This window comes from Streptococcus sobrinus DSM 20742 = ATCC 33478, assembly GCF_000686605.1.
GTDB lineage: Bacteria > Bacillota > Bacilli > Lactobacillales > Streptococcaceae > Streptococcus > Streptococcus sobrinus.
In genome coordinates, this window is sequence record NZ_JMLC01000009.1 from 1 (window position 1) to 13393 (window position 13393).

The 13393-nt window shown below is 45.7% G+C and carries 11 protein-coding genes; 4 read left to right on the forward strand and 7 right to left on the reverse strand.

What is annotated here, in order from left to right; genetic code table 11:
• The 6 genes from BS63_RS01000000110895 to BS63_RS0104320 all read right to left on the reverse strand — a co-directional run.
• Positions 1-221: helix-turn-helix domain-containing protein (locus BS63_RS01000000110895; RefSeq protein WP_032798551.1), on the reverse strand; the 221-nt coding region annotated here is incomplete at its 3' end.
• A 127-nt stretch (positions 222-348) separates the two neighbouring features.
• A complete protein-coding gene (locus BS63_RS0104300; protein WP_002960356.1) occupies positions 349-1344 on the reverse strand; it encodes a FecCD family ABC transporter permease in 996 nt (331 codons plus the stop codon).
• Positions 1344-2369 (reverse strand): FecCD family ABC transporter permease, encoded by a 1026-nt coding sequence (locus BS63_RS0104305; protein WP_002960354.1) that lies wholly within the window; start codon positions 2367-2369, stop codon positions 1344-1346. Before BS63_RS0104305 ends, BS63_RS0104300 begins: the two co-directional genes overlap by 1 nt.
• 13 nt (positions 2370-2382) lie before the next feature.
• Positions 2383-3309, reverse strand: a complete 927-nt coding sequence (locus tag BS63_RS0104310) for an ABC transporter substrate-binding protein (RefSeq protein ID WP_002960352.1) — start codon at positions 3307-3309, stop codon at positions 2383-2385.
• 21 nt (positions 3310-3330) lie between these two features.
• On the reverse strand, positions 3331-4116 hold the full coding sequence (locus tag BS63_RS0104315) for an ABC transporter ATP-binding protein (RefSeq protein WP_019769587.1): 786 nt from the start codon (positions 4114-4116) through the stop codon (positions 3331-3333).
• A 549-nt stretch (positions 4117-4665) separates the two neighbouring features.
• Complete coding sequence (locus BS63_RS0104320; RefSeq protein ID WP_002960346.1) at positions 4666-6117, reverse strand: UDP-N-acetylmuramoyl-L-alanyl-D-glutamate--L-lysine ligase; 1452 nt, start codon at positions 6115-6117, stop codon at positions 4666-4668.
• Between the two features lie 332 nt (positions 6118-6449).
• Between BS63_RS0104320 and BS63_RS0104330 the strand changes: the two genes are divergently transcribed.
• Complete coding sequence (locus BS63_RS0104330) at positions 6450-8078, forward strand: putative polysaccharide biosynthesis protein (RefSeq protein ID WP_002960344.1); 1629 nt, start codon at positions 6450-6452, stop codon at positions 8076-8078.
• 115 nt (positions 8079-8193) lie between these two features.
• Here the strand turns inward: BS63_RS0104330 and BS63_RS0104335 are convergent, their stop codons facing one another.
• A complete protein-coding gene (locus tag BS63_RS0104335; RefSeq protein WP_028798450.1) occupies positions 8194-9540 on the reverse strand; it encodes an MFS transporter in 1347 nt (448 codons plus the stop codon).
• A gap of 103 nt (positions 9541-9643) precedes the next feature.
• On the opposite strand from BS63_RS0104335, the gene BS63_RS0104340 reads away from it, so the two are divergent.
• The 3 genes from BS63_RS0104340 (at position 9644) to BS63_RS0104350 (ending at position 13224) form a co-directional block, all read left to right on the forward strand.
• Positions 9644-10741: an ArsR/SmtB family transcription factor gene (locus BS63_RS0104340; RefSeq protein ID WP_002960342.1), complete on the forward strand. Its 1098-nt coding sequence runs from the start codon at positions 9644-9646 to the stop codon at positions 10739-10741.
• A gap of 141 nt (positions 10742-10882) precedes the next feature.
• Positions 10883-11977 carry a cystathionine gamma-synthase gene (locus BS63_RS0104345; RefSeq protein WP_002960340.1) on the forward strand — a complete coding sequence of 365 codons (1095 nt, stop codon included), beginning with the start codon at positions 10883-10885 and terminating at the stop codon, positions 11975-11977.
• 92 nt (positions 11978-12069) lie between these two features.
• Positions 12070-13224, forward strand: coding sequence for a MalY/PatB family protein (locus BS63_RS0104350; protein WP_002960338.1), 1155 nt, complete (start codon positions 12070-12072; stop codon positions 13222-13224).
• Positions 13225-13393: the final 169 nt, after the last annotated feature.

Genomic DNA, 13393 nt, shown 5'->3' on the forward strand with positions numbered 1-13393 from the left:
TTTGGTGTCAAACGAGACTTCCGACCTTTTTGCTTAGCCCTGTGGTCGTACTGTTCCTGTGCTAAAGCTGCGGAATAACCATTTTGGCATCGTCTTAACTCTCTTGAAATAGTAGACTTATGGACGCCAAGTTTATTTGCAATTTGGCAAGGTTTCAAACCTAATTCTAAGTAGGTTTCTATCTTTATTCGGTCGGTTATGGTAAGATGGGAGTAGCTCATAGTTTTTCCTCGGGTTCTGTTTGTGTGGTTACTTACAGTTTACACCAATGAAACGCTATGAGTTTTTTTGTTGCACTATATTTTACAATTTATCATATTAATAACAAGTCGGGGAGAGGTCTGGAGGTTAATTTTCTCTGAGCATGAGATAGAGAAAATAAGGGGCACCCAGCAGGGAGACAATGATGCCTGTCGGAATACCCGTTCCCACTAAGAGTAGGCGTCCGACGGTATCAGAGCTGGTGAGGAGAATCATGCCAATCAAGAGCGAGGCAGGCAGGCTGGCCTGGTGCTGGCTGCCTAAGAGGCGACGGCTAATATGGCCGGCAACCAGGCCCAGAAAGGTGATATTCCCAACCAGAACGACACTGAGGGAAGCTAGGGCTGTCGCAAAGCCCAGGGTGATGAGGCGTTCCCTCTGGAGACGAAGCCCAAGAGCCAGGGCTGTTTGCTCATTGAGAGCCATAATATTAAGGGACCTGCTGCGGCTAAGGGTGAGCAGCCAGAGTAGGATGAGGAAGGGAGAGAAAATGGCCAGACTAGTCCAATCATTGCCGGTAATTTTCCCGCTGAGCCAGGAAATAATGCTGGTCATTTTATTATCATCGGTCAGGCTGAGAATGGCGACCATTATCCCTGAAAGCATGCTGGAGATCCCGACACCTGTGATAATCAGGCGGTTGGGATTGATGCTGCGGTTTTTCTGCAGGGACATGAGATAGACTAGGAGGATAGCTCCGGCTCCTCCCAGCATGGCAAAGATGGGCAGGGAACTGGTTGTTTCGATACTACTGTCTGTTGCCAGACCAATCATGATGGTCATGACTAACCCTGCCCCAGCATTGATGCCCAAGATTCCCGAATCAGCCAAGGGATTTCGAGTCAATGTTTGCAGGAGAGAACCGGCTAGGGCTAAGGATCCTCCACCGATGAGGCAGGCCAGAACCCTTGGCAGGCGAATACTCGTGATAATAAAATTTTGAGCCTGGTCACCTTGACCAACTAGGAGCTGGGCTAGGTCCGTCAAGGATGAGCGACTGTAGCCAACTGAGAGCGAGAGATAGATAACCACGGCAAGTAGTAAGAGGAGCGAGAAGGCCTTGAAAGAAGATTTTTTTAGCATCAGAGGTCACCTCCTCTTCTAATCAACCATAGGAAACAAGGGAGTCCCAGAATGCTGATGATGGCACTGATGGGGACTTCGCTAGGTGGATTGACAATCCGACTGAGCAAATCGACATAGACCAAAAAAGTGGCTCCGGCAAAACCAGTTAAGGGAAGTAAATAGCGATAGTCACGAACAATAAAAAACCGGAGGAAATGGGGGATAATCAGCCCAATAAAGGCAATGCTACCGACTAGGGCGACAGAGCCAGCTGACAGGAAAAGGACAATTCCCAGTAGCAGGAAAGAGACTAGTTTGGTCCTTTGGCCCAGGGACTTAGCGACTGTTTCATTGAGGCTGAGAATGGTCAGTTGGTGGGAAAAAAGCTGGGCCAGGACGAGACCGCCAATAATCAGGGGACTAACGATGGCCAGCATTTTCCAGTTGAGTTGTGAGAAACCGCCAGCCTGCCAACCAATGACATTGGTTTCTAGATTGAAATAGAGGGTGACGGCCTGACCCAGAGCAGAGCAAAGGGTGGCAACCATGGCACCAGCTAAAATCAAACGAATAGGGTGGTAGCCCTGCCTTGGCCGATAAGACAAGCCCAGAACTAGGAGGGCAGCCAGGAGGGAACCCAGCAGGCAGAGGACCAGGATGAGGCTATAATGGAGACTGCCCAGGAAGGCATAGCTCAGAATCAGGGCCAGCCCAGCTCCTGCATTGATGCCCAGTAGGCCTGGGTCGGCAATGGGATTTCGGGTCACTCCTTGCATGATGGCCCCAGCCTGAGCCATGGCAGCCCCCACCAGAATGGCTGCTAGGAGTCGGGGTAAACGCAAGTCAATGATAATATCCTGCTTGGCAGAATTTTTAAAAGGATTGGAGAGGACCTGCCAGAGCTGGTCCTGACTATAGTTGACGGCACCGAAGCGTAGGGAAAGGTAGCAGGCCAGGATAAATAAAATAAGAATAATGAAAAAAACAAGCCAAGTAAGATTTGGCTTATTCTTTTGTCTGAGAAGAGTTGAGGGCTTCTTCATGCTTGTTTCCAATCTAATTGGCTGCTTTGACAGCCTTAACAAAGGCAGGAAGCTGTTTGTCTAAGGACATAGGGTCTGAGAAGTAGAAGAGTTCTTCATCAACTTCTAGGACATGCTTGTTTTGAACGGTTGAAATATTCTTCCAGACGTCGCTTTCCTTGAGAGAAGCTGCGGAGTTCTTGGTTGCCTTGCTGACATTGAGTAGGGCATAGTCTCCCATATAGTCGCCTAGGACTTCTTGAGAAACGCCGAAATATCCTGTCTTGAAGACATCATCTTGGACCTTTTTCGGTGCTGAATAGCCGAGGGCATCGTAGATGAGCTCACCACCACGGCCCCAGTTTTTACCGTAGAGGTAGATATCCTTGTCGTAGAAATCCATGACGGTAAATGTAGCATTTTCAGGGAGATAGTCCTTCAATTCTTGCTTGGCCTGGGCAGTTTTCTTCTTCCAGTTGGCCAACCAGGTCTTGGCCTTATCTTCCTTGTCGAAGACCTTACCAAGGTCGGTGAGCATTTGCAGGTAGTCACGCTTGCCATATTCAATGACCAGAACCGGAGCGATTTTCTTGAGCTGTTTGATATTTTTGTCAGTTGAAAAGGCGATAATCAAATCTGGCTTTTGAGCCGCGATAGCTTCGGTGTCTTCCGAAGTCAGTTTTTTAGCATTTTTCAGCTTGTCACCAAAGGCTGGGCTGTTCTTTTCGTTATCCAGAGAATAGCTAGAGACATCAACTCCCAACTCGAGCAGGTAGCCTGTGTAGGAATAGGCAAAGTTGACGACCTTTTTGGGATTCTTTGGAACCTTGCCATAGTAGGTGAAGCCAGAAATTTTTGGCATGGAGGAGACGGCTTCCTTCTTGGTATCCTTGGAATTGTTGCAGGCAACGAGGACGAGAGTAGCTAGCAGGGCCACGAGGGCTGTCATTAGTTTTTTCATAGAATTTCTCCTGTGAATGATCTATTTTATCAGCTGATAGGTCAGCAGTATGGGGCGTTTGCTAAGGGGATCTTGGCTGAGTTGAGCCTCAATCTTGAAAATCTCCTTGAGAATGTCAGCCGTCATAATCTCTTGGACAGAGCCTTGATGAAGGATTTGTCCATCCTTCATGGCAATCAAGACATCAGAGAAACGAGCGGCTAGGTTAAGGTCGTGCAGGACCATGATAATGGTCTTACCAGTTGTTTGATTGAGTTCTTGGAGCAATTCCAGAACCTCCAGCTGGTGATTCATGTCCAGATAGGTTGTTGGCTCATCCAAGAAAATGGTATCGGTATCCTGAGCTAGAGCCATGGCAATCCAAACCCGCTGGCGTTGGCCACCAGACAAGCTATCAACATCCAGCTTAGCAAAGTCAGTGACCTTAGTGACCTCCATGGCCCAGTGGATGGTCGAGCGGTCATCCTGAGTTAGACTGCCCAGATATTTCTGATGGGGAAAGCGACCATAGGAAATCAAGTCATAGACAGAAATGCCCTTGCTGGCTTGTGTTTGTTGAGGCAGGAGGGCCAATTTCTTGGCGACTTCCTTGGTCGGCAGGCTAGCGATAGCTTGACCGTCTAGGTATATCTGCCCTTTTTTTAGCGGTTGAATCCGGATCAGAGCCTTGAGTAGGGTTGATTTGCCACAACCATTGGCACCAATGATGGTCGTTATCTTTCCTTGAGGAATCTCTAGCGATAAGTTGTCAATAATAGTGCGATCATCATAGGCCACCTGAATCTGGTCTGCACGAATCTGTGTCATCAGAGCCTCCTTTCAATAAGATAAGTAAATGGGTCATTGAAATGACTCCATTTACTACGGCAACCACTATGGTGGTTTGCCTAACCTTCTCACTAAGTCAGCTAATCGGGCATTATCGGCCCTCTTAACTGACTGATGCTACAGAATATATGAACAAGCCTCAATCCTGCTAAGAGGAAGTCTGCCTTTCCCAGGTTGGATAGGCTTAAGGTCTTGCTGGTCTGGCTTTTGCTCCGATGAAGAAAATTTAGAGCTAAGCAAGTGGCAAGAATGGTGTGAAGACGGACTGCCTAGCCAAACTCTACCAAAGCCAATCTATAAAGTAAAAAATAGGACGACATTTGAATTTCATAACTTGTACCGACGGGAGGACCTTGCATGGCTCAAATTATCCGAAAACGAGTTTTGAAATTCCTTCACATTATAGCATAGGATTTTTGAATTTGGAATCGTTTTTAGCCATATTTTGAATAAAGTAAAAGCCAAGTCCCCCAAGGGATTTGGCTCTTTGTAATGGTTCTTATTTTGGCCTCTAAATTAAAATTGTTTCTAATCATTAAGATACTTTTGAGCGATAGCAATATCGCCCTCATAGGCTGCTCGTTTACCGTCCACGATTTGGAAGGCATCAGCTCCCTTACCAGCAATAATCACGGCATCTGTGGCCTGTTGGGTTTCCTGCAGGGCCTTTTTAATAGCTGTTTCCCGGTCCACAATAATCTCAACGGGACGATTGATGTGGCTGGCAATTTCCTGACAGATAGCTTGGGGATCTTCCTTATTAGGGTCGTCAGCAGTCAGGATGACTTGCAGGTCGGGGTGTTGATTGATAACAGTCCCAAAGTCTGCCCGGCGACTTTCCCCCTTGTTGCCTGGGGCTCCTAAGATGAGAATATTTTTCCCAGTCTGGTGCAGGGTGACTACGGACAGCAGCTTTTGCAGGCTGTCGCCGTTGTGGGCATAGTCAACAAAGACCTTGGCACCATTGGCTTGAGTCAGAACTTCCATACGGCCAGGCACCCTAGTTTCAGCGATACCTTTTTGGATATCGTCTAGACTAGCTCCTAGTCGCAGGCTGGCAAGTCCAGCAGCCAGGGCATTTTCCTGATTGAAATCACCGATAAGTTGGATATCATAGTGGCCAGCCAATTTACCAGTCAAGTCAAAATCGAAGGCTCGACCATTTTTTATCTGGTTGTCAGAATCTTGACCGTAAAAATCGTGGGGTCTTGTGGCAACTTGGTCACGGACGATGGCAAAATGGTCCATGCCACTATTAACCACAACAGCTCGGCTATTATCCATAAGCAGACGCTTGTGGTAGAAGTAGTCCTCAAAGGTCGGATGTTCAATTGGCCCGATGTGGTCGGGGCTGATGTTGAGAAAGACACCGACATCAAAGGTCAAACCATAGACCCGCTTAACCAGGAAGGCCTGACTAGATACTTCCATAATCAGGTGGCTACGGCCATTTTCAACCGCCTGAGCCATCATTTTAAAGAGATCCAAACTTTCGGGCGTGGTCAACTGAGATTTAAAAAAGATCACGCCATCCAGAGTGGTATTCATGGTCGAAAGCATGGCAGGCTTGTGGCTCAATTTGAGAATATTGTAGGCGAAGTAGGCCGCCGTTGTCTTACCCTTGGTACCGGTGAAGGCCAAAATCTTCAACTGGTCTTGGGGATTCCCGTAGAAGGCCATGGCAATCAGACTCATAGCCTGCTTGATATCATTGACTAGGATGGCTGGGATTCCAACTTGGTAATCCTTTTCCGCCACATAGAAGCCTAGACCTTGGTCGACAGCTCTTTGCAAAAATTCCTTTTTAAAGGCTGCCCCCTTAACAAAAAAGAGGGTAGAAGGAGTGACTTGACGGCTGTCATAGCTGAGCTGGTCAAAGGTGACTCCTTCCCAATCATAGGCGAAATCAGCTCGGTAGGAAATGTCGCGAAAATTTTTATCTTGCTTGAGGATGTCAAGCACTTGCTCAATCTTTATCATGACTACTATTTTAGACGGAATGTTGCCGTTTTACAAGTCACAGGCAAAAGTTTATAATAACAAAGATACAAAGTCGTTAAGCGACTCAAGGGAAAATAGGGAAGGAGACGTAGATGCACAGAGGCATCTAGGAGCCTTCATCTTTTTCCCCAGAGTCGTAGACGTGTTCAATTGAATAGTCGACACGCACAAAGTCACTCTAGCAGAGATTAGTAATTAGAGTGACTACGAAAACTACTATTGTAGTTTTCTATGCTCAAACCTCGCCCGGGCAATTGATAATGTTGCTTGGACTGTGTGTCGCTAATACAATCAAGAGAAGAAAGAGACCTATGGCAGAAAAACAATTAACACAGAATGAGAAGATGGCCCGTGGGACCTTCTGGGCAACAACCGGTAATACGCTGAGTCGCCTCATGGGTGCCCTCTACATTATCCCATGGTATGCCTGGATGGGGAAGTATGGCAACCAAGCCAATGCCCTCTACGGTATGGGCTACAATATCTATGCCTACTTCCTCTTGCTGTCAACCACAGGTATTAATGTTGCCGTGGCCAAGCAAATTGCCAAGTACAATGCCATGGATAAGGAAGACCATTCCATTCACCTGATTAAGAGCTTCCTCAAGCTCATGGGCGTGGTCGGTCTGGTCTTCGCCATTATCATGTATCTGGCCTCACCACTTTTTGCCATTGTGTCGGGGACTGGGCCAGAGCTGATTCCGGTTATCCATAGCCTGTCCCTAGCCGTGCTGGTCTTCCCCGCCATGAGTGTTATTCGGGGGATTTTCCAAGGGTACAGTGACTTTAAGCCCTATGCCATGAGTCAGATTTTCGAGCAGCTGATTCGGGTTATCTGGATGCTCTTGACCGCTTACTTCATCATGCAACTGGGCTCGGCTGATTATGTTAAGGCCGTCAGCCAGTCGACCCTGGCCGCCTTTATCGGTATGATTGCCAGCATGACGGTTTTGGTTTTCTACCTCAATAAGGCAGGTCTACTCAAGAAAATTTTTGCCAAGGAAGCCAAAAATATTAAGATTGATACCTTGGGTCTACTCAAGGAAACCTTCAAGGAAGCCATTCCCTTTATCATCACGGGTTCAGCCATCCAAACCCTGCAGCTGATTGACCAAGGAACCTTCAATAATGTCCTAGCCCTTTTCACCAACTATAGCCAGACTGAACGTAATATCCTCTTTAGCTATATGTCGGCTAATCCAAGCAAGATTAATATGATCTTGATTTCGGTGGCCACCTCCATCGGTGGTGTCGGCATTCCGGTCATTACTGAGTCCTTCACCAAGAAAAACTGGGAGGAGCTGCGCAAGGTCGTTGTCAACAACCTGCAGATGCTCTGGCTCTTTATCTTGCCTGCCGTTGTCGGATCGGTCATTTTGGCCAAGCCTATCTATGTAGTCTTCTACGGTCTGCCAACTAAAACAGCCCACTATCTCTTTGTCTTTGTTATGGCTGAGACGGTGCTTCTGGCCCTCTATTCCCTCATGGCACCTATGCTCCAAGCCCTCTTTGAAAATCGCAAGGCCATCCAGTACTTTCTCTGGGGAATTCTAGCCAAGGTGCTTTTTCAGGTTCCAATGATGTATGTCTTTGGCCCTTACGGTCCGCTGGTAGCAACGGCCCTGGCCCTTTGGATTCCAATTGTCCTCATGTATTTCAAGATTCAAGAAGTGACCGAGTTCGACCATGCTGAAATTAGAAAAGATGCAGGCACCATCCTTTGGATGACTCTGGTCATGGGTCTAGTTGTCGGCCTAGGCTACTTTGGCCTCAGTCAGGTTTATCCAGTTGTCGGTCGAGTTTCTAGCCTAGTTCACGTTGTCATTCTGGGATCTCTGGGCGTCTGTGTTTACGGCTACTTTGCTCTGCGCACCCGTCAAGTTGATGGCCTTTTAGGCCGTAAGGCAGAAAGCCTGAGACAGAGGTTCCATATTAAATAATGATTGTAAAAAAAGGAATACCATTTGTTTGGTACTCCTTTTCATTTTGGCTCTGGTTGTCTTTTTGAACTTACAATCCTCGTGTTAATCACCTGTTTGACGGGCGGTTATGATTTCATTTATTTGATTTTCCAAGGCTTATTAAGCTTAGCAGAACCACAACTAAGGTGATGAGCCATCCGACTCTGCTGGCCAGGATGATATTTCCCGACCAATGATTAAGGCAAGTGGAGCCAAGAGCAGAACCAGTTGAGATGGCGACGTTTTGCACCATTCGTTGAAGTGCTCCAGCATTCCCCTGCATTTCTAGGGAACTGGCCTTCATAATGCTGGCAATATTGGCTGGTTGGAAATAGCCGCCACCGATACCATAGATAAATAGACCTAATGTTAGCAGTAAGTAATTCCAATTCTGATTGAAAACGGCTAGAAAAGCTAAGGCTAACACAATAATAATGAGGCCCAGTAGGCTGTAGCGTTGATTCTTATGGCCATCGTTTAATTTTCCCGAGACCCTTGAAAAGATGACTAATCCGGCAGGCGCTCCTAATACCAGAAGTCCTGTTAAACCGGCGCTTAATCCATAGACCTGTTCAAATATAAAAGGTGGCAGTAGAAATACCATGGCAGAGGCAAATCCAAAGGCGATGGTTTGAAATAGATAAGAAATGAGCCTATGGTTTTCTTTCAAGCTCTTAACAGCTACTAAAGCATTATCTCTATGGAGTTCGTAGCGGTAAAAAACCAAGCCAATCAGCAAGCTCAAAAGTATAAGTCCTAGACTGATGGTCATATTATTTGACTTACTTAAGAGTGTCAAACCTAATAAAAGGCTAACCAAGGCAAAAGCATTGATAATACTTCCAGCCCAATCAATTTTTACCTTAACCTTATTCTCGCTGACTTTTTTGATGAGGTAGTGGTTGCAGACTAGGGCAATCAGAGCGAAAGGCAGGTTAATCCAAAAAATAAATTGCCAGAGATTCAGGGACAAGAGTAGTCCCCCAAGTGAAGGGCCAAGAACTGGCCCCAAGCCAATCATAACTCCTAAAATACTGATGGCGCTATTCTTTTGCTCTTCAGAAACTAATGTCGTAATCAGAGCTGCTGATGTTGCTTGTAAAGCAGCGGCACCGATTCCCTGAAAAATCCGCCAAAAGACAAGCCAAGGCATGCTTGCTGCTAGGCCACAAAATAATGAGCTCAACCCAAAAAGAGCAAAACCAAAATAGGAAATTTTTAACTTACCAATTCGGTCGCTTAAAACTCCGATGGGTAAAATACAGATAGACAAGGCTAGACTGTAACCAGTAATAGCAGTAGCTGCAATATTGGTCGTCGTCTGAAAATGGACTTTCAAATAAGATAGGGCAACGTTGATAATCCCGGTGTCTAGGGTTGATAGAAGCATTCCTAGGCCAGCGATAGTTGTCACATAATAATTCTTGCGATTGCTTTTCATATCTAGCAACCCCCCTTTACTAGCTTAGGCTTATGCTATAATAAAGGCGACAAACAATCAATCAATTCTAGAAAATTCGAATCGTTTGATAAGGGAGAACTCAATGGCTATCAGAATTAAATTTAGTGATTACGCTCTAAAAACAGATGAAACCTTAACCCAACGTATCCAATTCGTCTATTCTCCCTTGCATGAACTTTTTAGAAGCCTCCATGTTCTTCTCAATCCACGCCATCATGGAACTAATATTGACTGGGTCCTATCTATCGAAAAAGGGTTGACTAAAAAATTTTATCAAGACCTCCATTATTTCAGCCTTTTCTATGAATTAGGAGTTGCTCCTCTGCTCTTAGCTAATTTCAAATACCATAGCAATAATCTTGACGATGAACTTCAACAATTAAAAGCTTACTTGGCTACTTATCCGGTTGATAAATTATTAGCAAACTTGAAAAAAGTAAAGCAAAACCGTGAAAATAGTTTTATTCCTAATTTGGCTAAGGGACTGGAGTGGCAGGACTACCAACCCCAATCGAGTGAGGATTTGTTAGAAGATTTAGCTCAGAAACCGAGTTTAGTTTACCAAAGGCTTTATCATTTTATCGACTGGTATCGCCAGAACATCTTTGATAAAACCTGGGAAGAAAGGAAAATTGGACAAAAGATTCTTGGAGAAATTAAAAAGCAATCTCAATATTTACGACAAACTAGTATCAGAGAAATGTTCAATCATTTGGAGAGTGACAGAATTCATTGGCAAGGTCAAGATTTATTAGTCACTAAACCTTTTGAAGAGACTCTATTGCTTGATGATAAGGCGGTCATTGTGCTTTTACCAAGTTATTTTATATGGCCTCACCTCTTTGTTGATAGCTTCGAGCAGGGAATCTGTCTGGGCTACGCTCTGACCCAAGAAAATAATAGCTACGCCATAAATTCGAAAGGTCTAACTACTATTTTTAAAGCCCTTAGTGATCCTGTTCGTTTGCAAATTCTACACCAGTTAGCGGACAAGCCGTCCACCACTCAATCCCTAGCGCAAATCTTGCTTATGAGCAATTCTGCTATTTCGCGCCACCTACGAATCTTGAAGGAAGCTAAGTTATTGGAAAGTAGGAAATCTAAAAAATTCGTTCTCTATCAACCGACTGACCTGCTGACCCAAGTAATACCAGATTTTTATCAGTTCTTTGATGAGTAAGCTGAGGCCCAAAAATCTGGGCCTTTTTCATGCTTATAACTTTTTCTTATAGCTCACTATCAAATTTAAGTATGGAAGATTGGAGTTTTGCTTGCCTCAAACCGTGTTACAATTACAAGTAACGATTAAGGAGGCGATTTGATGACACAAGATTATAAACTAGCGACAATATTGGCGCATGCGGGAATCAATTCTGATAAGGAAACGGGAGCTTTGGCGGCTCCCCTGCATTTTTCAACGACCTATCAGCACCCTGAATTTGGTCAGTCGACGGGTTTTGACTACACCCGGACCAAAAATCCTACCAGGGCTACATTGGAAAAAACCTTGGCAGCCATTGAAAAGGCTGATTATGCTATTGCCACTAGTTCCGGCATGAGTGCCATTGTTCTGGCCTTGGAAATCTTCCCGGTTGGTTCCAAGGTCGTGGCAGCTCGGGACCTCTACGGTGGCTCCTTCCGCTGGTTTAATGACCAGGAAGAGCAGGGCCGTTTCTCCTTTACCTATGCCAATTCGCAGGCTGAGATGGTAGCAGCTATTTCTGACGATACCGACATTGTCTATATCGAAACGCCGACCAACCCCCTCATGATTGAGTTTGATATTAAGACGGTGGCAGAACTGGCCCACCAAAAGGGGGCAGTAGTCATTGTTGACAATACCTTCTACAGCCCCATTTACCAAAACCCAATTGAGCTGGGGGCAGATATCGTGGTCCACTCTGCGACCAAATACCTAGCGGGACACAATGATGTTCTAGCGGGAGTTGTCATCACAAGCAACCAAGACTACTATGATAAGCTTCTCTATAATCTAAATACTACGGGTCCTAATCTGTCGCCTTTTGATAGTTACATGCTCATGCGGGGGCTCAAGACCCTCAAGCTCAGGATGGAAGCTTCGACCAAGAATGCCCAATCTGTCGCCAACTTCTTGCAAGAATCGCCAGCTGTTAAGGAAGTCCTTTACACCGGCAAGGGAGGCATGGTCTCCTTCAAGGTCAAGGACCAGGCTAAAATTCCAGCTATCATCAATAGCTTGCAGGTCTTCACCTTTGCTGAAAGTCTGGGGGGCGTGGAAAGTCTCATTACCTACCCAACAACTCAAACCCACGCCGATATTCCAGCTGCAGTCAGAGCTTCTTATGGTTTGACCGATGACCTCTTGCGCCTCTCTATCGGTATTGAAGATAGTCAAGATTTGGTTAATGACCTTAAACAGGCTCTAGAAAGCTAATAAGTCAGTAGTTAAGTCTTGTTTGTAACTTTCCTAGTTTGATGAGTCCAGAGCTCCTTGTGAGCTCAAGCAAAATTAGTCAGGAGAAAAAGATGACACAATACGATTTCACCACCCTACCCAATCGCCTCAACAACCATTCCATGAAGTGGAAAGAAGTGGAGGCTAATCGTGACCTCCTGCCCCTCTGGGTGGCTGATATGGATTTTCTGGCCTTCCCTGAAATGAAGGCAGCTGTTCAAGTCTATGCCGACCGTGAGGTCTATGGCTATCCCTATTTTTCAGACCAGGTGCTGGAGTCTATTCAGACCTGGGAAAAAGAGCAGCACGGCTATAGTTTTGATAAGGAAACCTTGGTTCTGATTGAAGGAGTGGTGCCAGCTATTTCCGTGGCTATTCAGGCCTTCAGTAAGGAGGGTGAAGCTGTCCTCATCAACACGCCGGTCTATCCGCCCTTTGCCCGTTCGGTCAAGCTCAATAATCGCAAGTTGGTTGAAAATTCCTTGGTTGAAAGAAATGGCCACTTTGAGTTAGATTTTGACCAACTGGAAAAAGATTTGGTGGATAATCAGGTCAAGGTCTACGTTTTCTGCAGTCCCCATAATCCTGGCGGTCGGGTCTGGAGTCCAGAAGAGCTGGTCAAGGTGGCAGAGCTCTGCCACAAACACCATGTCATCTTGGTTTCTGATGAGATTCACCAAGACCTAGCCCTCTTTGGCAACAAGCACCATTCACTCAACACTCTGGGCGATTTCAAGGATTTCACTCTGATTCTCTCTAGCGCTACCAAGACTTTCAATGTCGCTGGGACCAAGAATAGCTTTGCCATTATTGAAAAACCTGAGTTGAGAGCTCTTTTCAAGAAGCGCCAGCTGGCCAATAATCAGCATGAGGTACCAACTATTGGTCTGGTAACAACCGAAACGGCCTTTCGCCATGGTCAAGCTTGGTTGGCTGAGCTCAAGCAGGTATTGGAAGATAATATCAATCTGGTTGTTGAGCGTTTGACTAAAGAAACGCAAATCAAGGTCATGAAGCCGGAAGGAACCTATCTGGTTTGGCTAGATTTTTCTGCTTACGACCTAGACGATGAGGAGCTCCACCGCAAAATCAAGGAAGAAGCTAAATTGATTCTTAATGTCGGCTCAACCTTTGGTAAAGAAGGAGTTAGCCACGCTCGACTCAATGTCGCTACACCTAAGGCTACTTTAGAGGATGCCTTGGATCGTTTGGTTAAGGTCTTCTAATACTCTTCGAAAATCAAAATTTTCCGTCGTTAACTCACTTTGCCGTACTTACTGAGGAAAGCAAAGCTTTCTCAATTTGTCCACCTCAAAAGGTCTCCCAGACCTTTTGAGCTACCTGCAGTTCGTTCCCTTGCGACACGAAGATAAAATAGTCGATAATACTATTTTA